Raw genomic sequence first — 23,951 nt, forward strand, 5'->3', positions numbered from 1 at the left:
GCATACACGGCGTGATCATCTTCGCGTGATCGGCAGGGCGACATTTTCCGTCATCAGGCGCAGCGGGCCGGGCGCCGATAATCGCTATAGTCTTGGCGGGTTCTGTCGTAATTGCCGCTGGCGCCGCAGGCATAAGCGGCGAGCAGGCTGCGGAAAAGGCTATTGAGTTGCATGAAAATCGTCCTGATTGATGAGTGACAAGGCCATCTTAGGAGGACACAGTATCGTCCGCTGTTTGATTGTCTCGATGGCTCTGATAGAGGCCATCCAGACATGTTTCATAATAATGGTTGAAAAATTGTTTAAAGTTAGGGCAGTCTTTGTATACAAAAAAACAAAGAGCAACCCCATTCAGGAGACTCATCATGATTCGCAAGCTTGTTGCTGCATCCCTGCTGACCCTTGCCAGCGGCCATTTGTTGGCGGCTGAATGTTCGGTCGATGTCGACTCGACCGATCAGATGACCTTCAGCACCAAGGCCATCGAAATCGACAAAAGCTGCAAGGAATTCACCGTCAATCTCAAGCACTCCGGCAGCCTGCCGAAAAATGTCATGGGCCATAACCTGGTGATCAGCAAAGAAGCTGACATGCAGCCGATCGCCACTGACGGCATGGCCGGCGGGATTGACAAGCAATACCTGAAAGAGGGCGATGCGCGCATCATTGCGCACACCAAGATCATCGGCGCGGGCGAGACGGATTCGCTGAAGATAGACGTGTCCAAGCTGGACCCGGCAGAGAAATATGGTTTCTTCTGCTCGTTCCCGGGCCACATCAGCATGATGAAAGGCACTGTAACGCTCAAGTAAGCGTGCAGTCATGACTGGCGGCAGCATCCTTGAGGTGCTGCCGCCAGCAAGCCTGAGGGCTCCAGGCTCTGTAGTCATTCAGTATCTGTTTCTGGCCGAAGGCCACAGGTTCTGCGCTGGTTACGCTCGCTTCGAATCGGTCATCTTGAAAATACCCTGCGCATTGCTGCTGTCGAAATTCAGGTCAATCCTGGCGTTTTCCGGGTCAATCCTGCGCTGAATGAATTCGACGAACGACCCCGGCACCTGATGCGCCTTGAGCACTCCTTCGGCATCCAGCAGATCGCGGCTCACGGTACAGGCCTTGTAGGCCGTCTGCATGACTCGCCCTGATCCTGAAACTTCAATGCTGTCTTTCATCGGTCGTCCCAGGCGGGTCTGCGCCTCAACGGTAGCCTCCAGATCGACGACACGATCGGTGAGATGGTTGAAGCTGTTGCCTTCGGTGGCGATCCAGGCCATCTCCGCACTTTCGCTCAGCAGTTGGCGGTAGTCGGCCTCGCGCACCACGCCATGCTGACGACCGAAGGCCCGATACAAACCCGGCAACAGCGCAGTGGCCTGCGCAAGACTGCAATGACGCGTGTTTTGCAGGCACTTGAGGGTGCTCAGGTCTGCGCTGCTTAGTGGGTCACGGTTGGAGCCGACGACGTTGCTCACCGCGTTCTGAAACGCTTCACTGAGCCGACCTGGATGCAATTCGGAGACAAAGAACTGCGCAATCTCCTCCGGCAGGTCCATCTGCCGATAACCCCAGCCGGTCATGTTCAGTCGGGTCAGTGGATAAGTGCGCACGTCGGTGAACCCCAGCGGTTCCAGCAGGCGCGAAAACGCCTGGCGGCCGCGCGGCAGCTCGCCGTTCTCGGGCCAGTCGACAGTACGGAGCGCGCCATGATCGAACATCACCTTGCGCCCGCTAGCGAACTGCTCGTCGACATAGCGCAGGCCGTCCGGTACCGCCTCCACCAGCTTGTGGAACAGGCACAGGTTCAATGCCTCGGCGAGCCAGACGCGGTGCACCGCGCCCTCGGTCCAGGCGAAGTTGTGCAGTGTTTGCGGGACTTCGACACGTTGTTCCAGCCAGTCGGCAGCAGGCTGGCCGACGGTGGAGGCGACAAGAGAGAACAGGCCTTGGAAAGCGGTCATGGGTAGCGGCTCTGAGCGAGAAAGTCAGGTCGTTATCTAAGCCCTGATGCGAGACGCCAGCAAGCGAAAAAAAACGGCAGGTTCATTCCTTTTTTGAATGACGACGCGCGTCTGTAGGGGTGAGCTTGCTCGCAAGCAATTACTCAGGCGCATAACTGTGTCTGACAGCCACGCCACGAGCAAGCTCACTCCTACACAGGTCAGGGTCAGGGCGCGTAAGGCAGGTCGCGCTTGTGCTGGGTCTTGCGATAGGTGTTGACGATGATATCGAAGGCTTCCTGACGCAGCGGCTGGCCATGCAGAAAGGCGTCGATCTCGGCATAGGTCACACCGTGGGATGCTTCATCGGGCTTGCCGGGCACCAGGTCTTCGAGATCGGCAGTCGGAATTTTCTCGACCAGATTCTCTGGCGCACCAAAATGACGGGCGATAGCACGAACCTGATTCTTCACCAGGCCGCTGAGGGGGGCCAGGTCGCAGGCGCCGTCACCGAACTTGGTGAAAAAACCCATGACCGCTTCTGCCGCGTGGTCGGTGCCGATCACCAGCCCGCCGCGCACGCCGGCAATGGTGTATTGCGCAACCATACGCGTGCGCGCCTTGATATTGCCTTTGACGAAATCCACGGCGGCATCGGATTGCCCTTCGAAGGCCTTGACCTGCTCGACCAGCGCCTTGACCGACGGTGCGATGTCTACGGTGTGACGCTCGTCGGGGTTGATGAAATCGACCGAGGCAGTGGCTTCGTGCTCATCGTGTTGGATGTGGTACGGCAGGCGTACGGTAATGAACTGGTACGCCGTGTCGCCGGTGCTGTCGCGCAGCTCCTTCACGGCGCGCTGGGCCATCAGGCCTGCGGTCAGCGAGTCGACGCCGCCACTGATGCCCAGTACCAGGACTTTCAGACGTGCATTGTGCAGACAATCCTTGATGAACTGGACGCGGCGCGTAACCTCGGTTTCAAGCTCGCCTTGATTGGCGAAGGGGGCTTGAACCTTGAGTTCTCCGGCGATCTCGAGCTGTACGGCTTGCATGATTTACTCCTTATGCAGAAGAAGGAAAATTGGCATCAAAAAAGAGTGTGATCGGTGCTCGAGTCAGGCTGGCACCTTGAATACATGACGCAAGTAGGACACGAATTCGGGGTCCTTGCACTGCGTCTTGCCGGGTTCGTCGGAAATCTTGGCGACGGGCTGGCCGGCACAGGCGGTCATTTTAAGCACGATACTCATGGGCTCGATGCCCGGTACATCGGCGGTCAGGTTGGTGCCAATGCCGAAGCTGACATTGATCCGACCGCGCAGGGCGCGAAATATATCCAGCGCCTTGGGCAGGTTCAGGCCATCGGAGAACACCAGGGTCTTGCTCATCGGGTCGATACCCAGCTTCTGGTAATGCGCGATGCATTTTTCCGCCCACTGCACGGGGTCGCCCGAATCATGACGCAGGCCATCGAAAAGCTTGGCGAAAAACAGGTCGAAGTCATTGAGGAAGGCGTCGGTGGTGATGCAGTCGGTCAGCGCAATCCCCAACAGGCCACGGTATTCACGAACCCAGCAGTCGAGAGCGGAGATCTGGCTGTCGATCAGGCGCGGGCCGAGTTGCTGGTGGGCCATGATCCATTCGTGCGCCATGGTGCCCAGTGGCTTGAGGTCGAACTTGCGCGCCAGATAGACATTGCTGGTGCCGACGAACTGACCGGGGAAGTCCTTTTTCAGCACCGATACCACGTCTTCCTGCACGGCAAACGAAAAGCGCCGACGGGTGCCGAAATCGGCGACTTTCAGCTCCGCCAGTTCATCAGGGGTAGCGCTGGCAGTGAGCCAGTCGAACTTGCGATACAGCTGGTCGCGGGCCTGGCTCAGCAGGGTATCGGGGTTGCGGTGGCGGTTTCGCACTTCGCTGACGATGGCCAGGATCGGCACCTCGAACAGAATCACATGCAGCCATGGCCCTGCCAGGCGGATGCACAGTTCGTCGTTCTCGATGAAGGTCTGCACGTAACGCAAGTTGAAGCGGAACAGCCCCAGAAAGCGCAGGAAGTCTGGTTTCATGAAGTTGATGCGTTCCAGAAAACCGCTTTCTTCGACGCTCAGGGACAAATCGCAGAGTTGTTCGATCTGATGGCGAATCTCCATCAGATAAGGGCGCAGGTCTTCGCCATTGCGGCAGCGAAACTCCCATTCCACTTCCACGTTGGGGTAGTTGTGCAGCACAGCCTGCATCATGCTCAACTTGTAGAGGTCGGTATCGAGCAGGTTCTGCACGATGCGATCTGCAAATGCGCTCTCACTCATTGTGTCGCTCCAGCCAGCAGCAGCCGCCAAGGGGCGGCCCAGGGAATTGAAGTCGGTGTCGCCTGCAACCTTGCAGCAACGCCGTGGCGGTACGTCCGGTCTGTTATTGACGATGACCGACATAATGCCAGCCGATCGCAGGTCGGGGCATAAATGTTTCAGCGGGCCAATTTGCGGACCGTTCTAGGTCATTGAATTTTGGCGAGGTCTGTGTAGGAGTGAGCTTGCTCGCGAGCGGTCGGTGCATCTGACACATGCCTGGAAGCTGAGCAAACGGATCGCGAGCAAGCTCACTCCTGCCGGGGCCGTATGGCGGTAAGCCTACTGCGGAGTCGGCTGATCCAGCTGCTCGAGCATCCATTCAACGAAAACCCGGATCTTCGGCACCTCTGCCGCGTGTTCCGGATAGGCCAGGTAATACGCATCGCGGCTGGGCAGAGCATGCTCCCAAGGGATCACCAGCTTGCCGTCTGCCAGCTCTTCCTCGACCAGGAACCGCGGCAGCAGGGCTACGCCGCAACCCACTTGCGCGGCGCGTATGCACATATAGAAAGTTTCGAAACGCGGGCCGTGATAGCTGTGCTCGGTCTGGTAGCCCTGGCTTTCGAACCAGTCATGCCAGCCTTGAGGGCGGTGCGCGCTTTGCAGCAGCACCAGTTCGGCCAGTTGCGTCGGATCGGTGAACGGCTGGTCGGGCAGGCTGCCGGGGGCGCACACCGGCACCAGTTCCTCGCTGAACAGTTTGACGCTCTCCGCCCCAGGGCGCGCGCCTTGACCAAAATAGAACGACATGTCGCACCGGCTTTGGGCCACATCGTCGCTTTCCTGCTCGTTGACCAGATCCAGATGAATGTGCGGATGACGCAGGCGCCAGCCCTTCAGGCGTGGCACCAGCCAGCGCGCACCAAAGGTCGATGGCGTGGAAACGCGCAAGACCTCGGTCTCCCCGCCGTAGGAACGCAGAAAGTGTGTCGACATCTCCATCTGCGTTAGGACTTTGCGCACCTCGCCCAGATACAGCGCCCCGGCGGGAGTCAGTTGCAGGCGTCGACGTACGCGCCTGAATAGCAGATGCTGGACCAACTCTTCGAGCTGTGCGACCTGCTTGCTGACCGCGCTCTGGGTCAGGTTCAGCTCTTCTGCGGCGCGGGTGAAACTCAGGTGCCGGGTGACCGCTTCGAAACACTGCAGAGCGGTCACCGAGGGCAGGTGGCGTTTGTTCAACATATTCAGGCCTTCGTGCTTCAGCATGAAAAAACGGAATGATATCTCGCTTAATCGTCGTTTGTTGGGCTGCTTCAGTCCGGCTATTACTACAGGCTGACGGAACAACTCGATTTCAACATGCTGCCCAGCGCAATTTCGATTCACCAGAATCCAGGAGAAACCATGCTCAACGACCTGCTTACCCGCCTTGGTGTCGACCCCGCTCTCTATCAGAAAGGCGACAAGCCCGTTCATACACCCGTCGATGGCAGCCAGGTCGCGTCCGTGCACTGGGAAGGCGCCGCTGAAGTCGAACAGCGCATCACCCGTGCCGAGCATGCTTTCGACGCCTGGCGCAAAGTGCCGGCGCCACGCCGTGGGGAACTGATCCGGCTGTTCGGTGAAGCCCTGCGCAAGCACAAGGCCGATCTGGGCGAGCTGGTTTCGTGGGAGGCCGGCAAGATCACTCAGGAAGGTCTGGGTGAAGTGCAGGAAATGATCGACATCTGCGACTTCGCCGTCGGCCTGTCGCGGCAGATGTACGGCCTGACCATCGCTTCGGAGCGTCCAGGGCATCACATGCGTGAAACCTGGCATCCGCTGGGCGTAGTAGGGGTGATCAGTGCGTTCAACTTCCCGGTCGCGGTCTGGTCGTGGAACACCGCGCTGGCACTGGTCTGCGGCAACTCGGTGATCTGGAAACCGTCGGAAAAGACCCCGCTGACCGCGTTGGCCTGCCAAGCCTTGTTCGACCGCGTGGCCGTTGAATTCTCTGACGCGCCGCAGTATCTGGCGCAGTGCGTGGTGGGCGGTCGTGAAGCCGGCGAGACCCTGGTCGACGACACTCGCGTCGCGCTGATCAGCGCCACCGGCAGCACGCGCATGGGCCGTGAAGTGGCGCCGAAGATCGCCGCCCGTTTTGCCCGCAGCATTCTGGAGCTTGGCGGCAACAACGCCATGATCCTGACCCCGAGCGCCGACCTGGACCTGGCGGTACGCGCCGTACTGTTCAGCGCCGTCGGCACGGCCGGGCAGCGTTGCACCACCCTGCGTCGCCTGATTGCGCACAGTTCGGTCAAAGCCGAGTTCGTCGAACGTTTGAAAGCGGCGTACGCCAAAGTGCGTATCGGTCATCCGCTGCAAGGCAATCTGGTCGGTCCGCTGATCGACAAACAAAGCTACGAGAACATGCAGGAAGCGCTGGAGCAGGCCCTGAGCGAAGGCGGCAAGGTGTTCGGCGGCAAGCGTCAGCTGGAAGATAAATTCCCCAACGCTTATTACGTGTCGCCCGCCATCGTCGAAATGCCGGAGCAGAGCGACGTGGTGCGCAGCGAAACCTTCGCGCCGATTCTGTACGTGGTCGGTTATGACGAGTTCCTGGACGCCGTGCGCCTGAACAACGACGTGCCGCAGGGTCTGTCTTCGTGCATTTTCACCACCGATGTGCGCGAGGCCGAGCAATTCATTTCGGCGCTGGGCAGCGATTGCGGCATCGCCAACGTCAACATCGGCCCGAGCGGCGCGGAGATCGGCGGCGCGTTCGGTGGCGAGAAGGAAACCGGCGGCGGCCGTGAATCCGGCTCCGATTCGTGGAAAGGCTACATGCGTCGTCAGACCGCCACCGTGAATTACTCCCGGGAGCTGCCACTGGCGCAGGGGATTACCTTTGATTGATTGATTAAATCGGGTGCGAGATGCACCGCCTTGAGCGCATCGCGAGCCAACTCACTCCTACAGGCTCGCGATGATTGTGCCCACGCTCTGCGTGGGCATGCCCTGATGGACGCTCTGCGTCCGTTTTTGTGTGACGCTGAGCGTCACCGGATGCGTTCCAGCGCGCAGCGTAGGAACGATCGGTATACGTGTCCCTTTCCGAGGTTTTGCGATGCCGCTACGCGAAGAATGTCTATGGGAAACGCTGACGCCGCAAAGGCCCCAGGCGCCAGCGTTGAAGGGAGAGGTCAAGGTCGATGTGTGCGTCATCGGCGCGGGCATCACCGGTTTGTCAGCAGCGCTTCATCTGCTCGAGCAAGGCCGGAAAGTCGCTATCGTCGAGGCCCATCGCACCGGCCAGGGTGGTTCCGGGCGGAATGTGGGGCTGGTCAACGCCGGGCTGTGGATTCCACCCGATGAGATCGAAGCCGGTTTCGGCGAAAAAGTCGGTAGCCAGCTCAACTCCATGCTCGGTAACGCGCCATCACTGGTGTTCAGCCTGATCGAAAAATACGCCATCGATTGCCAGGCAACCCGCCAGGGCACGCTGCACATGGCGCATAACGCCAAGGGCGAGATCGATCTGCGCAGCCGCGAGGCGCAATGGAAGCGCCGTGGCGCGCCTATCGAGCTGCTCACCGGCAAAGCCTGTCAGCAAGCGACGGGCACCAAGGAGATCACCGCTGCCTTGCTTGACCATCGCGCCGGCACCATCAACCCGATGGCCTACACCAGCGGCTTGGCTGCGGCGGTCACGCAGCTCGGGGGGCAGCGCTTCGATCATTCACCGGTCAAGCATCTGGAGCGTCAGGGCTCACGCTGGTGCGTTATCACCGACAACGGCTCGGTGACCGCCGATCAAGTGGTCATCGCCTCCAACGCCTACACCGAGGGGCAGTGGACCGACGTCAAGCGAACCTTCTTCCCGGGCTATTACTATCAGGTCGCATCGATTCCACTGACTGAAGACGCCGCGCAGCAGATTCTGCCCGGCGGCCGTGGTTCCTGGGACACCCGTCAGGTGCTCAGTAGCATCCGTCGTGATGCGCAGGGGCGGCTGTTACTGGGCAGTCTGGGCAATGGCAATCAGAAGCCGACCTGGTTTCTCAAAGCCTGGGCAGATCGTGTCCAGCAGCATTATTTCCCTTACCTGAAGAAGGTCGAGTGGGAATGCACCTGGACCGGCTGCATCGATTTCACGCCCGATCATCTGTTGCGCATGTTCGAGCCTGCACCAGGACTGGTCGCAATGACCGGCTATAACGGTCGTGGCAATACCACCGGTACCGTGGTGGGCAAGGCGTTCGCCGATTATCTGTGCAGCGGCAACACAGATGTCCTGCCTATCCCCTTCGCCCCGATGCAGTCGCTTTCGGCCATTGGCTTGCGCAGCTCTTTATATGAAGCTGGCTTTTCGCTATACCATGCGGGTCAGTGCCTCAGAATTGTTATCTGAAGCGAAATCCCGTTGATAAGACGACGCTTTTTCGCGCATCCACTAACCTAGAATGGTGCGTCTCGTAGCGCTGGCGCACCGGTGGTGTGCAGTTCGGTGACGCACGATGTTACAACAGGGTTGTACAGCCCGTGTCGGGACGGTTGCGCGTTTTCTTCGGCAGGGTTGCTCTTTTTCAGGCGCGGGGTTGCACCTTGCGCGGTTTAGACGGTTGCACGCCCATTCAAAAAGGGCCAGAAACAGTCGAATAACAACAAAACGACGACTTTTTTCAGAATAAAAAACCGATGGCACGCCACTTGCTCAGAGCTTCTGTGTGGTCGCAGTGCTAATTAAAAAACCTAGGAGCACCAACTCATGTCGCAGACGTTTTACAGGAAAGGCTTTCTGGCACTCGCAGTCGCTACTGCAATGGGTGCGGCTACTTTTGCGCAGGCTGACGTCAAGATCGGCGTTGCAGGCCCGATGACCGGCGCCAATGCCTCGTTCGGCCTGCAGTACATGAAGGGCGCTCAGGCAGCGGCCGATGCCATCAACGCTGCTGGCGGTGTCAACGGGGAGAAGATCGTTCTGGTTCAGGGCGATGACGCTTGCGAGCCGAAACAGGCCGTGGCGGTTGCCAACAAGATGTCCCAGGAGAAAGTCGCCGGCGTGGTCGGTCACTTCTGCTCGTCTTCGACCATCCCCGCTTCGGAAGTCTATGACGAAGCCGGCATCATCGCGATCACTCCGGGCTCTACCAACCCGACCGTTACCGAACGCGGCCTGAGCGGCATGTTCCGTATGTGCGGCCGTGACGATCAACAAGGTATCGTCGCCGGCGATTACATCGTCGACGTGCTCAAAGGCAAGAAAATCGCGGTCATCAACGACAAGGACACCTACGGCAAAGGCCTGGCCGATGCCACCGCCAAACAGCTGACCGCTCGCGGCGTCAAGCCTGTGCTCGAAGAAGGCCTGACCCGCGGCGAGAAAGACTTCAGCGCCCTGGTGACCAAGATCCGCAGTGTCGGCGCCGACGTGGTCTACTTCGGTGGCCTGCACCCGGAAGCCGGTCCACTGGTGCGTCAACTGCGTGAACAAGGCCTCAAGGACGTCAAGTTCATGTCCGACGACGGCGTTGTGACCGACGAACTGGTGACCACCGCTGGCGGCGCACAATACGTCGACGGCGTGTACATGACCTTCGGCGCCGACCCGCGCATGCTGCCCGACAGCAAGGCTGTGGTTGAGCAGTTCCGCAAGTCCGGTTACGAGCCTGAAGGCTACACCCTGTACGCCTACGCTTCGGTTCAAGCCCTGGCCGCCGGCTTCAACGGCGCCAAGTCGAACAAAGGCGAGGACGCGTCCAAGTTCCTCAAGGCCCACCCGGTGAAAACCGTCATGGGTGAAAAATCCTGGGACAGCAAAGGCGACCTGAAAGTCTCCGACTACGTGGTTTACCAGTGGGACAAGGACGGCAAATATCACCAGCTCGAAAAGCAGAAGTGAGTTGAGCTCCTAGTCGGGTCGGCGGCTTCGTGAGCCTGGACTCACGCAGCGGCATGGCCCGGTAATCGGTGCTGCCCCGCGCAGCACCGGATTTCTTCTGTTGCCACCGAGCACGCCCCGTTATCTCTCACGAGGAGATATCCGGTACGCGCAAGGCCGGCCTTTCAAGTTCGTGAGCGTGCGTGATGGATGGTATTTTCCTGCAGCAAATGGTCAACGGCCTGACTCTCGGGTCGGTCTACGGCCTGATCGCCATCGGTTACACGATGGTCTACGGCATCATTGGCATGATCAACTTCGCCCACGGCGACGTGTACATGATCTCGGCCTACCTCGCAGCCATCGGCCTGGCCGTACTGTCTTACTTCGGTATCGAGTCGTTCCCTTTCCTGATTCTCGGCACACTGATCTTCACCATCGTGGTGACCGGTGTGTATGGTTTCGTCATCGAGCGCGTGGCCTACAAGCCGCTGCGTAACTCGACCCGTCTGGCACCGCTGATCAGTGCCATCGGTATTTCGCTGATCCTGCAGAACTACGCCCAGATCGCCCAGGGCCCGCGTCAGCAAGGCGTCCCGACCCTGCTCGAAGGCGCCATGCGCTTTGATGTGGGCAGCGGTTTTGTACAGATCACCTACACCAAGATCTTCATTCTGGTAGCCGCTTTCATCGGCATGGGCGTGCTGACCTACATCATCAAGTACACCAAGCTGGGGCGGATGTGCCGCGCCACGCAACAGGATCGCAAGATGGCCTCGATCCTGGGCATCAACACTGACCGCATCATCTCCTACGTCTTCGTCATCGGCGCGGCCATGGCGGCGTTGGCCGGTGTGCTGATCACCCTGAACTACGGCACCTTCGACTTCTTCGCCGGTTTCGTCATCGGCATCAAGGCCTTCACCGCAGCGGTACTGGGCGGTATCGGTTCGTTGCCCGGTGCAATGCTCGGCGGATTGATCCTGGGGGTTGCCGAGTCGCAGTTCTCCGGTCTGATCAACTCCGATTACAAAGACGTGTTCAGTTTCGGCCTGCTGGTAGTGATTCTGATCTTCCGTCCCCAAGGCCTGCTGGGTCGCCCACTCGTGGCGAAGGTATAACCATGTCTGCTCCTGTCAAACCCATCGATATCAAACAAAGCCTGATCGACGCGGTGGTCGCCGGGCTGCTGGCGCTCATCGTGTTCGGCCCTATCGTCGGCATCGTGCTCGATGGTTACGGCTTCAACATGCAGCCGGGCCGTGTCGCCGTGCTGGTCGCCGTGGTCGTGGTCGGTCGCTTCCTCATGAGTCTGTTCCTGCAGACGCCCAAGGGCATGGCCATCGCGCAAAGCTTCGAAAGCTCGGGCTCGGGCGTTCACGTGTTGCCACCGGAGCACAAGACCCGTCTGCGCTTCATCATCCCGATCATGATCCTGATCGCCGTGATCTTCCCGATCTTCGCCGACAAGTACGTGCTGACCGTGGTCATCCTTGGCCTGATCTATGTATTGCTGGGTCTGGGCCTGAACATCGTGGTCGGCCTGGCCGGTCTGCTCGACCTTGGGTACGTGGCGTTCTACGCCATCGGCGCCTACGGCCTGGCGCTGGGTTACCAGTATCTGGGGCTGGGCTTCTGGTCGGCGTTGCCGCTGGCAGCCATCGCAGCGGCGTTCGCCGGTTGCGTACTGGGCTTCCCGGTGCTGCGCATGCACGGCGACTACCTGGCTATCGTGACCCTGGGTTTCGGCGAAATCATTCGTCTGATCCTCAACAACTGGCTGTCCTTCACCGGCGGTCCGAACGGTGTGGCAGTGCCGTCGCCGACCTTCTTCGGCCTGGAGTTCGGACGTCGTGCCAAAGACGGCGGCATTCCGATTCACGAGTACTTCGGTTTCGCCTACAACCCGGACCTGAAATTCATCTTCATCTACGCCGTGCTGTTCCTGGTGGTGCTGGCCGTGCTGTACGTCAAGCACCGCCTGACCCGCATGCCCGTCGGTCGCGCCTGGGAAGCCTTGCGTGAAGACGAGATCGCCTGTCGTTCCATGGGCCTGAACCATGTGCTGGTCAAGCTCTCGGCGTTCACCATCGGCGCCTCGACTGCGGGTCTTGCCGGGGTGTTCTTCGCCAGCTACCAGGGCTTCGTCAACCCGACCTCGTTTACCTTCTTCGAGTCGGCGCTGATCCTGGCCATCGTCGTGCTGGGTGGTATGGGTTCCACAATGGGCGTGGTGATCGCAGCGTTCGTGCTGACGGTTGCCCCGGAGATGCTGCGCAGCTTTGCCGAATACCGCGTCCTGCTGTTCGGCGTCCTGATGGTACTGATGATGATCTGGCGGCCTCGCGGCCTGATCCGCATCAGCCGTACCGGTGTGCGGCCACGCAAAGGCGTGCTGGCAAAAGTGGAGGGTGCGTGATGAGCGACGAAATCGTTCTGTCCGTCGAGAACCTGATGATGCACTTCGGCGGCATCAAGGCCCTCAGCGACGTCAGCCTTGAGGTGCGCCGCAACTCGATCTTCGCCCTGATCGGCCCTAACGGCGCTGGCAAGACCACCGTGTTCAACTGCCTGACCGGTTTCTACAAGGCCACCGGCGGGCGTATCGAACTCAATGCGCGTGGCAGCAAGACCAACGTGATCCAGCTGCTGGGCGAGCAATTCCGCGCCAGCGACTTCACTTCGCCCAAACGTTTCGGCAGTCGGCTGTTCTATAAAATGTTCGGCGGCACGCACCTGGTCAACCGCGCCGGCCTGGCGCGTACTTTCCAGAACATTCGGTTGTTCAAGGAAATGTCGGTCATCGAGAACCTGCTGGTTGCCCAGCACATGTGGGTCAACCGCAACATGCTGGCCGGCATCCTCAACACCAAGGGTTATCGCAAGGCCGAAGAAGACGCCATGAACACCGCCTTCTACTGGCTGGAAGTGGTCGATCTGGTGGATTGCGCCAACCGTCTGGCCGGTGAGCTTTCCTACGGCCAGCAGCGCCGCCTGGAAATCGCCCGCGCCATGTGTACGCGTCCGCAGGTGATCTGCCTGGACGAACCGGCCGCAGGCCTCAACCCACAGGAAACCGAAGCGCTGAGCGGCATGATTCGCCACCTGCGCGACGACCACGACATGACCATCGTGCTGATCGAGCACGACATGGGCATGGTCATGGGAATTTCCGACGACATCGTCGTGCTCGACCACGGCAATGTGATCGCCAAGGGCAAGCCGGAGCAGATCCGCAACGATCCGAAAGTGATCGCCGCGTATCTGGGTGCTGATGAAGAGGAGTTGGTATGAGTAAGCCGATCCTCGAATTGAAAGAGATCGACGTGTTTTACGGGCCGATCCAGGCCCTGAAAAAAGTCTCGATGCACATTGATGAAGGTGAGACCGTCAGCCTGATCGGCTCCAACGGTGCGGGCAAGTCCACGCTGCTGATGTCGATCTTCGGTCAACCCCGTGCGGCCAGCGGGCAGATCATCTATCAGGGCACCGACATCACCCAGAAGTCGTCGCACTACATCGCCTCCAACGGCATTGCCCAGTCGCCGGAAGGCCGCCGGGTGTTCCCGGACATGTCGGTGGAAGAAAACCTGATGATGGGCACCATCCCGATCGGGGATAAATACGCCAGCGCCGACATGCAGCGCATGTTCGAGCTGTTTCCGCGTTTGAAGGAGCGGCGTAATCAGCGGGCGATGACCATGTCTGGCGGTGAACAGCAGATGCTGGCGATTGCCCGGGCTTTGATGAGCCGTCCCAAGCTATTGCTGCTGGACGAGCCGAGCCTGGGTCTGGCGCCGATCATCGTCAAACAGATCTTCTCCACCCTGCGTGAGCTGGCGCAGACCGGCATGACCATCTTTCTGGTCGAGCAGAACGCCAATCACGCCCTGAAGCTGTCGGACCGCGCCTACGTGATGGTCAACGGCGAGATTCGTCTCACAGGCACCGGTAAGGAGCTGCTGACCAACGAAGAGGTCCGCAACGCGTATCTCGGCGGGCATTGATGTTGTGAGTGTTAGCGGTTGAACGAGCGCCCTGGGTGGAGACACCTAGGGCGTTTTTGTGTGTGCGTAACCATTGACGGTGGTGGCTGGAGGTAGAGTTCCGCCTGCACCCAACTCCCGTTTCGTGGTGTTTGGGCTATCGCGTTAAAAGAGCAGAAGAGCGGACGCCGACCCTGTAGCAGTCCGGCTTGCCAGCGGTAGGGATCTTGCGGGCGCACCGCCGGCAAGCCGGACTGCCACAGGGTTTGTGGCGTATCGAAAATGTAAGAAACCCTCACATTGCGAATCTGCGGCGTACCGAGAGGGTGTGAACGATACAAATTGCGACTTTGGAGGCCGAGCGCAGGCGTTGCGTAGTGGGCCGAGCGGCATGGATGCCGCGAGAGCCGCCTCCCGCCATGGATGGCGAATGGCGGCGGGCCCACGGAGCAATGCCGGAGTCGAGGGAACCCGACGAAGTCGGGCCGAACAGGGAGCCAAGACACTTGGTTACTTGGTGTCTTTTCAAGTAACTCGCCGGAGGCGAAACGCTTCTGCCGTGAGGCAGAAGTCATATCTGCGCCATCCCAATACCCGATGTGCAGATCAATCCCAAGGCCACGGCTTTTCTACTAGTGCACCTCATAATCAAAATTGTGGAAAACAATTTTCAACTACTGCCAAAGCGCGAGATATAGCCGCTGCAAACAGTTGTTTTGTCACGGTTTTGACTTGTTCAGTTTTACTGTGGAGGTGGCTGTGAATAACTTGGTGGCAGTTGGCTACAAGCCTTTATCCACGTGGCCTGCGGGTTGCTGATCAATTATTGATCAGCAGTTTCGGCTGATATTTTCAGCGTGTTTGTCAACGTGCCAATGGCTGGTTTTTTATACAGGTTAATGCGCGCGCCATCCTGTGGATAACTCTGTGTGCAACCGTTGGAAAGACCGCCGCAGGTAGCGCAATCTCTGGGGGCGCGAACACTGTCCTGTCCATCGCTGCAGGTCTGCATCCTGCTGGCTGGCAGATACGTTTCAGCAGGTCAAGCATAAAAGCCCGTTGAGTTGCCCACAGCCCGCGCATGGCGGGGCTTTCAGGTTTTGGAGTTGCCCCCGGATATTGTGGGCCTGACTGTGGATAAGGTGGGCAAAACTACGTGCAGGCCATATGACATAAGGCTTTGAGCGGCTTGTACGTTTTTTGTACAGCTTGGGTGGTTTGATGCAGTTGTACGACGATTCCCCAAGATGGGCTTGATCCGAAGCCGTCTACGCGGGCATCCTCCAGAACTTTCCTACACGCAACGCAGGTTGTGTCCACTCAACGCTTATCCCGATAGGCGCGTAACCCCACTCAGGAGAACCACATGACTTCTACCGTGTTCATCACCGGTGCCACTTCCGGGTTTGGCGAAGCCTGTGCACGCCGTTTTGCAGAGGCGGGTTGGTCGCTGGTGCTGACCGGTCGCCGTGAAGACCGCCTGCAGGCGCTAAGCGCCGAGTTATCGAAGCAGACCAAGGTTCACACGCTGACGCTGGATGTGCGCGACCGTGCAGCCATGGAGAGCGCCATTGAAGGCCTGCCGGCCGAGTTCGGCAAGATTCGCGGCCTGGTCAACAACGCCGGCCTGGCACTGGGTATCGATCCTGCGCCCAAGTGCGACCTGGACGACTGGGACACCATGATCGACACCAACGTCAAAGGGCTGGTCTACACCACTCGCCTGTTGCTCTCGCGCCTGATTGCCTACGGGCGTGGTGCAAGCATCGTCAACCTGGGCTCCGTGGCGGGTAACTATCCGTACCCGGGCGGTAACGTGTATGGCGGCACCAAGGCGTTTGTCGGACAGTTTTCACTGAACCTGCGCAACGATCTGGTCGGCACCGGGGTGCGCGTTACCAATCTGGAGCCGGGCCTGTGCGAAAGCGAGTTTTCGCTGGTGCGTTTTGCCGGTGACAAGGCCAAGTACGACGCCACCTATGCAGGCGCCGAACCGATCCAGCCGCAAGACATTGCCGATACGATTTTCTGGATCATGAACACCCCCGCCCACGTCAACGTCAACAGCCTGGAGCTGATGCCGGTGAGCCAGACCTGGGCTGGTTTCTCGATCGATCGCAGTCGTGACGAGGCCAACTGAGAGGATCCACGACCACGGTAGGAGTGAGCTTGCTCACGATAGCGGTGTCTGAGGCAACCTTGGCGTTACTCTCGGATCAATCGCGAGCAAGCACTCCTACAGGGCGTGTGTGAGTGAATAAGCTGTACGAATCAGCCGTCGAAATATTCCGCCAGGCCGATGTAACAGGTCGCCAGGTGATACGGCGTGGTCGAGGGCATGTCGCTGCGGCTGACCCGACCGTGGCTGTCCAGGCATTCATTCCAGCCGGTTGGGTGCAGGAAGTGATCCTGCAAGGCACCCAACTGTCGCGCCAGCAACCCCTGACTGTCGGGACGCAGCGTCAATGCCCGCAGATATTCGGCCTGCGCCCAAATGCGTTGCGTGCCGTCCTTCACCGAACCGTCCACTTGCAGCGCCGACGCCACCGCGCCGGTGGTCTGATCGACACCTTGCGCCTGTGCGTGAGCGAACGCGGTGGTCAGCGAACGATGCAACGGCGTGCCGCGCAAATGCGCTGACGATTCGAGCAGATAGAACCATTCGAACTGATGCCCAGGCTCGGACCAGTTATCCACAGCACCGAGCGGCTTTTCCAGCATCACGCCGTGCCCGACATCCACGAAGCGCCGCTGCATGCCGTCGGCCAGCGCCATCAGGGCTGCCAGCGTGTCGCTGTCTTCGCGCACTTCCAGCGTCGCCAGAAAGGCTTCGGCCAGGTGCATCAATGGATTCTGCAGCGGGCCTGCGTTCAACGACGACCAGTTTTCAGCGAGCACCGCGTCATACAGGCCGTCGCCATCGGCAAAACGCTCGGCGACCACATGCAGCGCGGCATTGAGCACCGATTCCACCAGCGGCTCGCGGACCTTGCCCCAGTAATGCGCGCAGGCGAAAACGATGAAGGCGTGGGTGTACAGGTCCTTGCGACGATCCAGCGGCGCGCCTTGCGGATCGATGCTGTAGAACCAGCCGCCGTGCTCGGCGTCGTGGAAATGCCGTTGCAGCGAGCGAAACAGCGCGGCGGCGCGAACGTCGGCGTCCGGCACCGAGGGATGGCCCATGAGGCTGGAAAACAGGAACAGTTGCCGCGCGCAGGCCATGGCCCGGTAGCGCTGCACCGGCAGGGGCCGATGCTCGGCGTCCAGCGCCTCGAACGGTAGCGCCATCTCGGCGTTCCAGCCCGGCCCCTGCCAAAGCGGCACGATCACATCCATGAAGTGTTGCTGCACGGTGCAGAACACAGCGGACAATTCAGGCTTGGCAGTTGAGAGCGGAGCGTCAGGCATCGGATGGCGTCACGGCAGGGAGCAAATTGCGCGACATGGTAGCAGGAGGTGGGGATTTTGAGTCAGAAGCGGATCGTTGATCGTTCCCAGGCAGGGCGTGGGGCAATGAGTTCAACCCTGGAGGAGACTCGCAGGTTACGACGGCAGCGAATGCGGTGTGTCAACAACGCAAGAGGTGGTTGACACCCCGCATTCGCCAGCAAGCCGGCTCCCTCATGTGACGAGTGGGATTAACCCGCGAACAGCCACACGCCGGTGGCTGCCGACAGCGCGCCGGCGACGCGCACGATCGGTGCGGCAGCGGCTGGCAGCCAGCGCACCACGGCGTAGCCAGCAGCATGCAGCGCGGCGGTAGCGCCGACGAAGCCCAGCGCATAGCCCCAGGGGCTGGACATCTCCGGCAATTCAAGGCCATGCGCCACACCGTGGAACAGGGCGAACAGTGCGGTCGCAGCCATGGCCACGAACAGCGGCGGACGCACTGCCAGCGCGACGGCCAGGCCCAAAGCAAATACTGACGCCGCGATACCGCTTTCCAGCGCCGGCAGTTGCAGGCCTTCAAAACCCAGCATGCCGCCGAACAACATGGTGCCAACGAAGGTGCACGGCAGGGCCCAGCGAGCGGCGCCTTTCTGCTGCGCGGCCCACAGACCGACGGCAACCATCGCCAGCAGGTGATCGATACCGCCCAACGGGTGGCTGATACCGGCCATCAGGCCGCTTTCATCGTGGCCGGGGTGGGCGAAGGCCAATGCCGGGACCAGCAACAGCGCAAGGGCGCCAAGGACTTTCTTGCAGTTCATGGACAAATTTCCTTGTATGAGTGAAATCAGGCAGCGGTCAGCAGGCCCTGGCGCTCGATGAACGCGATGATCGCCTCAAGGCCCTGACCGGTTTTCTGGTTGCTGAACACAAATGGCTTGTCGCCGCGCATTTTCTTCGTGTCGCGGTCCATCATCTCCAGCGATGCGCCCACCAGCGGTGCCAGGTCGATCTTGTTGATCACCAGCAGGTCGGACTTGCAGATCCCCGGGCCACCCTTGCGCGGCAGCTTGTCGCCCGCCGAAACGTCGATCACGTAGATCGTCAGGTCGGACAGCTCCGGGCTGAAGGTGGCGGACAGGTTGTCGCCGCCGGACTCGACGATGATCAGGTCCAGGTCTTCGAAGCGCCGGTTCAACTGGTCTACCGCTTCCAGGTTGATCGAGGCGTCCTCGCGAATGGCTGTGTGCGGGCAGCCGCCGGTCTCGACGCCGATGATGCGTTCCGGCGCCAGGGCCTCGTTGCGCACCAGAAAGTCGGCGTCTTCACGGGTGTAGATGTCGTTGGTGACCACGGCCAGGTTGTAGCGATCGCGCAGGGCCAGGCACAGGGCCAGGGTCAGGGCAGTCTTGCCGGATCCGACCGGACCGCCGATACCGATGCGCAAAGGTTGGCTGTTCATTGAGTGCTCTCCGTTGATCTTTTTATCTGTCGCATGTTTGGGGTGTGCCTGGCTCATGATCGGAACAGGCGGCTGTACTGACGTTCGTGGGACATGCTCGCCAATGACAGTCCGAATGCGGCGCTGCCGATGTGTGCAGGGTCCAGTGTGGTTGCATGCTGCTGTGCGCGCTGCAGCAATGGCAGCAGTTCGCTGGTCAGGCGTTGCGCGGCCTGTTGACCCAGCGGCAAGGTTTTCATCAGCACCGCGAGTTGATTCTCCAGCCAGCTCCAGAGCCAGGCGGCGAGGGCGTCCTGGGGGGTGATTGCCCATGCCCGGGCTGCCAACGCCCAGCCCAGCGCCAAATGCGGTTCACCCACCCGTTGCAGGAAGTCGCGCGCCGGGGCGTCCATCTCCGGCAGGCCATTGAGCAATTGCTGCAACGAATAACCCATCTGCCGGCTTTCCAGATGCAGTTCACGGGTTTCCCGGCTGGCGCGGTGCTCTGCGCTGAGTTGCTGCAGCCTTGTCCAGTCTTCATCGGCGGCAGCGGTGCAGTGCGCCAGTAGCAGCGGTGCTTCAAAGCGGGCCAGGTTGAGCAGCAATTGATCACTGATCCAGCGGGCGGCGCTCGGCGGGTCGGTGACGATGGACTGCTCCACCGCCATCTCCAGCCCTTGGGAGTAGCTGTAGCCGCCAATCGGCAATTGCGGGCTGGCCAGACGCAGCAGCGCCCAGGCCTTGTTCATTTGCGCACGCCGAATTGGTGGATGCGCGGGGCGTAGCTGAATTCTTCTTCGCCGGCGCGGGAGTGATGGTGACCACCGCCGTAGGCGCCATGTTCAGGCTGGAATGGCGCTTCGATGGACTCGGTAACCGCGCCCAACTGGTCGAGCATGGCCTTGAGCACGTAGTCGTCGAGCAGGCGCAGCCAGCCGTCGCCCACTTGCAGGGCGACATGACGATTGCCCAGATGATAAGCGGCGCGGGTCAGTTCGAAGGCGCTGTCGCAGGTCACATGCAGCAACTGTTCGGGGCGCGCACAGACGCGCACGACGCGCCCGTCTTCAGCCTTGAGGAACTCGCCGTCACGCAGCGGCGACTGTCCGCGCTCCAGAAATAAGCCGACGTCTTCCCCGTCGGCACTGAAACAGCGCAGGCGGCTCTTGCTTCGCGCTTCGAAATTCAGATGCAGCTCGGCTGCCCATTCGGCTTGAGATTCGATTCGTTGGTGGATCACCAGCATCAGAAAGCTTCCAGCAGTGTGCGATGCCATAGGCAGAGCAAGTGGCTTGCCAACTGACGGGATGGTCAGAAAATGCCTGCTTTGGGTGTGGGCTGCCAACCCGTGGTGCGATGGCTGGAGCTTTATTGGTGCGTGAGGGAAGCTCGCGCACCAATTCGGCGCGTCACGCATCCTGTCATCTGTAGGCGTGAGCTTGCTCGCGATGGCAATTTCGATGAAGCCACCGCCCGCACATCAGACGCCTACAGGCGCCCGGAAACATCACTCGACGCTTCCCAGCCCTTGCCAGCGCTTGGCGCCGATGAAGATGAAGCGTAACTGCTGGGTGATTTTTGCCCGAGGCGTGAGGTGCTCGGCAAGCGCTCGGGCAGGCGCGTCGATGAGTTCGGGAAGCATGGCGAACACGCTTTTGACCACCAGGTCAGCCATCACCGACAGATCGTCGGTGTTGAGATGCTGGAATTTGGACATCGATGCAAGATCGGTCGCCAGGTCGGCGATGATCGCTTCACGCAGAGCGCCCAAGGCGTGTCGCACCTTGACCGAGCCGCCGTACTGTTCGCGGGCCAGGAACAGGAATTGCGAGCGATTGGCCGCCACCACGTCGAGGAAGATCCGCACCGAGGCATCGATGATGCCGCTGTTGATGTTCTCGTTGTGACGCACCAGGCGGATGGTCTCGCGAAAGGTCTGGCCGACCTCGCTGACGAGTGCCAGGCCCAGGTGGTCCATGTCATCGAAGTGACGGTAGAAGCCGGTGGGCACTATGCCCGCGGTCTTGGCCACTTCACGCAGGCTGAGGCTACCGAACCCCCGGCCGCTCTCCATCAAGCCCCGTGCTGCATCGAGCAGGGCGTGGCGAGTCTGCTGTTTCTGTTCGGCGCGGGGCAGCATGGGGTTGTGCAGTATCTGAACAAGGAATGGGCAGCACTCTAGCAAATGCGTTTGCGCTGCGTCGAACCGGGTTTGCCCAGCCATGAAAAAGCCCGGCATCAGGGCCGGGCTTGTTCAGGTCAGGTTGCGTTCAGGAAACGCGCTGGTACTGCTGCACCAGGCGATCAGGGCCGTTGTCCGCGACACGCTGGTACCGACGCGCCAGGTTGTTGCAGTTTTCTTCGGCAGCAACCCGCTGATACTGATTGATCAAACGGTCCGGGCCGTCCTGCGCCAGGGTCGGCAGGCCAACGTGCTGAGCCGCTTTCACTTCGCCGAGCACAGGTTGTTCGCTGGCAGGCATCGCAAACGCACTCGAGGCGAGAAGGGAAAGGGTCAGGGCGATCAGTTGGCGTTTCATGGACGGTTGCTCCTCGAAAGGGCGTGAAGTGAACATGCAGCCAATTTTACCGAGGTCCTGGATATAGAGAAGTTCAAAGGGCTGATGGTGACCATCGACAGAATTGATTCACCGCGCGGAGCCTTCTGGGCCGGGGGTTTCAGCCATTATTTCAGGCTCGGATCGCGCCAGGTCTGCCTGCGTTTGGGATGTTGCGCGGAACTTTGTAGCGGCCGGGCTTGCCATCGCCGGCGTTCTGCACAGACGCCGCCGCCAGCAAGCCGGACGGCTGCAGGGCAAGTTTTTCCGGATTTCATCAAACCCACGGGGCTTTTGTCAGTCGAAGGGCTAAGACGTGTGAGACGTGTCCAGGACGGGCCGTCGGTATATGGGGAGAAAACGCAATGACGCGAGGCCGTAAGATTTTCGCCTGGACAGCCGGCATCCTGCTGCTGTTACTGGTCATTCTGATCATCGTGATCGCCACTTTCGACTGGAATCGGCTCAAGCCGACGATTAACGAGAAGGTATCTGCCGAGCTGCACCGACCGTTCGCCATCAACGGCAACCTGGCCGTGCATTGGAGTCGCGAGCCCGACGAAGGTGGCTGGCGTGCCTGGGTGCCATGGCCGCACATGTCCGCCGAGGACATTGCCCTGGGTAACCCCGAATGGTCGAAAACCCCTCAAATGGTCACCCTCAAGCGGGTAGAAATGCGCCTGTCGCCCCTGCCATTGCTGGTACAGCGAGTGGTCATCCCGCGCATCGACCTGACCGAGCCCAATGCCAGGATCGAACGGCTGGCCGATGGTCGCGCCAACTGGGTCTTTGATCTGCCCAAGAGCGATCCGAATGCCAAACCTTCCAGCTGGGTCGTTGACATCGGCTCGATCGGCTTCGACAAAGGCTTGGTCAGTTACAACGACCAGACGATCAATACCTCGGTCGATGTGGTGATCGATCCTCTGGGCAAGCCCATTCCCTTCAGCGATATCGTCGGCAGCAGCGAGGCGAAGAAGGTCCAGGATAAAGGTGCTTCGGCCCAGGATTACGCCTTCGGGTTTACCGCCAAAGGCCAGTATCACGGTCAGAAACTCAATGGCAGCGGTAAGGTAGGCGGGCTGCTGGCGCTCAAGGACGCTGCGCTGCCGTTCCCGGTACAGGCTGATGTCAGTGCCGGCAACACCAGGGTAGCGGTCGCCGGCACCGTCACCGATCCGCAAAATCTGGGCGAGCTGGATCTGCGTCTGAAACTGTCCGGCGACAGCCTGGGCAATCTGTATCCGCTGACCGGCGTCACCCTGCCGGACTCCCCGCCGTACGCCACCGACGGCCGGCTGATCGCCAAGCTGCATGACCCGGCGGGCGCGGCGTTCCAGTACAAAGGCTTCAACGGCAAGATCGGCAACAGCGATATCCATGGCGACCTGAGCTTCGTTGCCAGTCAGCCGCGGCCCAAGCTGACCGGGGCACTGGTTTCCAATCAGCTGTTGATGGCTGACCTCAAGCCGTTGATTGGCGCCGACTCCAATGCCGAGCAGAAAACCCGGGGCGGCGAAAGCAAACAGCCTACGGACAAGGTGTTGCCGGTCGAGGAGTTCAAGACCGACCGCTGGAGTGCAATGGACGCCGACGTCGAATTCACCGGCAAGAAAATCGTACAGAGTGCCGACCTGCCGTTTACCGATCTCTACACCCACGTGGTGCTCAATGACGGCAACCTGAGTCTTGAGCCGCTGCGTTTCGGCGTCGCGGGCGGCAAGCTGGATGCCGACATCAAGCTTAACGGCCATACCCAGCCGTTGGAGGGTAGGGCCAGGTTGACGGCGCGCAACTTCAAGCTCAAACAGTTGTTTCCGACCTTCGAGCCGATGAAGACCAGCTTTGGTGAGCTCAATGGCGACGCTGACATCAGTGGCAAGGGCAATTCGGTCGCTGCACTGCTGGGCAGCGCCAACGGCGAGATGAAAATGCTGGTCAACGATGGCGCGGTCAGTCGCGGGCTGATGGAAATTGCCGGGCTGAATGTGGGTAACTACGTGGTCGGCAAACTGTTCGGCGACAAGGATGTGAAAATCAACTGCGCGGCGTCCGACCTGGGCATCAAGGACGGCCTGGCAACCACCAAGCTGTTCGTCTTCGACACCGAGAACGCGATTATCTACATCGACGGCACGGCGAACATGAAGACCGAGCAGCTGGACATGAAGATCACGCCGGAATCCAAGGGCTTCCGGGTGTTTTCCCTGCGTTCGCCACTGTACGTGCGCGGGCCGTTCATCAAGCCCAGCGCGGGTGTGGAGTCAGGCCCGCTGCTGTTACGCGGTGCTGGGATGGTCTTGCTCGGTGCAGCGGTAGGTCCGGCTGCGGGTCTGCTGGCATTGGTCGCCCCCAGTGGCGGCGAACCCAATCAATGCGCGCCGCTGCTCGAACAGATGCGCACGGGGAAGGCGCCGAAGACCGTGAAGTGAAGGATGGGTAACCCTGTAGGAGTGAGCTTGCTCGCGATGCGCAG

General features: G+C 60.3%; 21 protein-coding genes. 10 read left to right on the forward strand and 11 right to left on the reverse strand.

Going from position 1 to position 23,951, the window contains the following annotated elements:
* Window positions 1-365 precede the first annotated feature (365 nt).
* Window positions 366-812 (forward strand): azurin, encoded by a 447-nt coding sequence (azu, locus tag ACI2KS_RS16495; RefSeq protein WP_404622038.1) that lies wholly within the window; start codon window positions 366-368, stop codon window positions 810-812.
* 120 nt (window positions 813-932) lie between these two features.
* On the opposite strand, the gene ACI2KS_RS16500 is transcribed toward azu, so the two are convergent.
* From ACI2KS_RS16500 to ACI2KS_RS16515, 4 genes are all read right to left on the reverse strand, one after another.
* Entirely contained in the window at window positions 933-1,958 is a 1,026-nt protein-coding gene (locus tag ACI2KS_RS16500; RefSeq protein WP_404622040.1) for a DUF1338 domain-containing protein, read from the reverse strand.
* Between the two features lie 206 nt (window positions 1,959-2,164).
* The gene (gene nadE / locus ACI2KS_RS16505) at window positions 2,165-2,992 is read right to left on the reverse strand and encodes an ammonia-dependent NAD(+) synthetase (protein ID WP_404622042.1); all 828 of its coding nucleotides are present in this window, start codon (window positions 2,990-2,992) and stop codon (window positions 2,165-2,167) included.
* A gap of 63 nt (window positions 2,993-3,055) precedes the next feature.
* Window positions 3,056-4,255 carry a nicotinate phosphoribosyltransferase gene (pncB, locus tag ACI2KS_RS16510; RefSeq protein WP_404622044.1) on the reverse strand — a complete coding sequence of 400 codons (1,200 nt, stop codon included), beginning with the start codon at window positions 4,253-4,255 and terminating at the stop codon, window positions 3,056-3,058.
* Window positions 4,256-4,576: 321 nt separating this feature from the next.
* Window positions 4,577-5,482 carry a LysR family transcriptional regulator gene (locus ACI2KS_RS16515; RefSeq protein WP_404622046.1) on the reverse strand — a complete coding sequence of 302 codons (906 nt, stop codon included), beginning with the start codon at window positions 5,480-5,482 and terminating at the stop codon, window positions 4,577-4,579.
* A 162-nt stretch (window positions 5,483-5,644) separates the two neighbouring features.
* Here ACI2KS_RS16515 and ACI2KS_RS16520 point away from each other — a divergent pair, with 162 nt between their 5' ends.
* The 8 genes from ACI2KS_RS16520 to ACI2KS_RS16555 all read left to right on the forward strand — a co-directional run bounded on the left by ACI2KS_RS16520 (window position 5,645) and on the right by ACI2KS_RS16555 (window position 16,226).
* Window positions 5,645-7,135 (forward strand): aldehyde dehydrogenase family protein, encoded by a 1,491-nt coding sequence (locus tag ACI2KS_RS16520; protein ID WP_404622048.1) that lies wholly within the window; start codon window positions 5,645-5,647, stop codon window positions 7,133-7,135.
* Window positions 7,136-7,346: 211 nt separating this feature from the next.
* Window positions 7,347-8,630, forward strand: a complete 1,284-nt coding sequence (locus tag ACI2KS_RS16525; protein WP_404622050.1) for an NAD(P)/FAD-dependent oxidoreductase — start codon at window positions 7,347-7,349, stop codon at window positions 8,628-8,630.
* Window positions 8,631-8,987: 357 nt separating this feature from the next.
* Window positions 8,988-10,121 (forward strand): branched-chain amino acid ABC transporter substrate-binding protein, encoded by a 1,134-nt coding sequence (locus tag ACI2KS_RS16530; RefSeq protein ID WP_404622052.1) that lies wholly within the window; start codon window positions 8,988-8,990, stop codon window positions 10,119-10,121.
* A gap of 185 nt (window positions 10,122-10,306) precedes the next feature.
* Window positions 10,307-11,221: a branched-chain amino acid ABC transporter permease LivH gene (locus ACI2KS_RS16535; protein ID WP_404622053.1), complete on the forward strand. Its 915-nt coding sequence runs from the start codon at window positions 10,307-10,309 to the stop codon at window positions 11,219-11,221.
* Window positions 11,222-11,223: 2 nt separating this feature from the next.
* Window positions 11,224-12,519: a high-affinity branched-chain amino acid ABC transporter permease LivM gene (gene livM / locus ACI2KS_RS16540; protein WP_404622055.1), complete on the forward strand. Its 1,296-nt coding sequence runs from the start codon at window positions 11,224-11,226 to the stop codon at window positions 12,517-12,519.
* The gene (locus tag ACI2KS_RS16545; protein ID WP_404622057.1) at window positions 12,519-13,394 is read left to right on the forward strand and encodes an ABC transporter ATP-binding protein; all 876 of its coding nucleotides are present in this window, start codon (window positions 12,519-12,521) and stop codon (window positions 13,392-13,394) included. Before livM ends, ACI2KS_RS16545 begins: the two co-directional genes overlap by 1 nt.
* Window positions 13,391-14,107 (forward strand): ABC transporter ATP-binding protein, encoded by a 717-nt coding sequence (locus ACI2KS_RS16550; protein WP_404622059.1) that lies wholly within the window; start codon window positions 13,391-13,393, stop codon window positions 14,105-14,107. The genes ACI2KS_RS16545 and ACI2KS_RS16550 overlap by 4 nt, the downstream gene beginning before the upstream one ends.
* 1,345 nt (window positions 14,108-15,452) lie before the next feature.
* The gene (locus tag ACI2KS_RS16555) at window positions 15,453-16,226 is read left to right on the forward strand and encodes an SDR family oxidoreductase (RefSeq protein ID WP_404622061.1); all 774 of its coding nucleotides are present in this window, start codon (window positions 15,453-15,455) and stop codon (window positions 16,224-16,226) included.
* A gap of 131 nt (window positions 16,227-16,357) precedes the next feature.
* Here the strand turns inward: ACI2KS_RS16555 and ACI2KS_RS16560 are convergent, their stop codons facing one another.
* From ACI2KS_RS16560 to ACI2KS_RS16590, 7 genes are all read right to left on the reverse strand, one after another.
* Entirely contained in the window at window positions 16,358-17,494 is a 1,137-nt protein-coding gene (locus tag ACI2KS_RS16560; protein ID WP_404622063.1) for an AGE family epimerase/isomerase, read from the reverse strand.
* A gap of 230 nt (window positions 17,495-17,724) precedes the next feature.
* Window positions 17,725-18,297 (reverse strand): HupE/UreJ family protein, encoded by a 573-nt coding sequence (locus ACI2KS_RS16565; RefSeq protein ID WP_404622064.1) that lies wholly within the window; start codon window positions 18,295-18,297, stop codon window positions 17,725-17,727.
* 26 nt (window positions 18,298-18,323) lie between these two features.
* Window positions 18,324-18,938, reverse strand: coding sequence for an urease accessory protein UreG (gene ureG / locus ACI2KS_RS16570; protein WP_404622065.1), 615 nt, complete (start codon window positions 18,936-18,938; stop codon window positions 18,324-18,326).
* A gap of 53 nt (window positions 18,939-18,991) precedes the next feature.
* Window positions 18,992-19,666, reverse strand: a complete 675-nt coding sequence (locus ACI2KS_RS16575) for an urease accessory protein UreF (protein WP_404622066.1) — start codon at window positions 19,664-19,666, stop codon at window positions 18,992-18,994.
* Window positions 19,663-20,163: an urease accessory protein UreE gene (gene ureE / locus ACI2KS_RS16580; protein WP_404622067.1), complete on the reverse strand. Its 501-nt coding sequence runs from the start codon at window positions 20,161-20,163 to the stop codon at window positions 19,663-19,665. The genes ACI2KS_RS16575 and ureE overlap by 4 nt, the downstream gene beginning before the upstream one ends.
* A 261-nt stretch (window positions 20,164-20,424) precedes the next feature.
* Window positions 20,425-21,057 carry a TetR family transcriptional regulator gene (locus tag ACI2KS_RS16585; protein WP_404622068.1) on the reverse strand — a complete coding sequence of 211 codons (633 nt, stop codon included), beginning with the start codon at window positions 21,055-21,057 and terminating at the stop codon, window positions 20,425-20,427.
* A 130-nt stretch (window positions 21,058-21,187) separates the two neighbouring features.
* Entirely contained in the window at window positions 21,188-21,457 is a 270-nt protein-coding gene (locus ACI2KS_RS16590; protein ID WP_404622069.1) for a hypothetical protein, read from the reverse strand.
* A 383-nt stretch (window positions 21,458-21,840) separates the two neighbouring features.
* Here ACI2KS_RS16590 and ACI2KS_RS16595 point away from each other — a divergent pair, with 383 nt between their 5' ends.
* Window positions 21,841-23,907, forward strand: a complete 2,067-nt coding sequence (locus tag ACI2KS_RS16595) for an AsmA family protein (protein WP_404622070.1) — start codon at window positions 21,841-21,843, stop codon at window positions 23,905-23,907.
* The last annotated feature ends 44 nt before the right edge of the window (window positions 23,908-23,951 follow it).

The sequence above is a fragment of the Pseudomonas sp. NPDC087358 genome (assembly GCF_044900785.1).
GTDB lineage: Bacteria > Pseudomonadota > Gammaproteobacteria > Pseudomonadales > Pseudomonadaceae > Aquipseudomonas.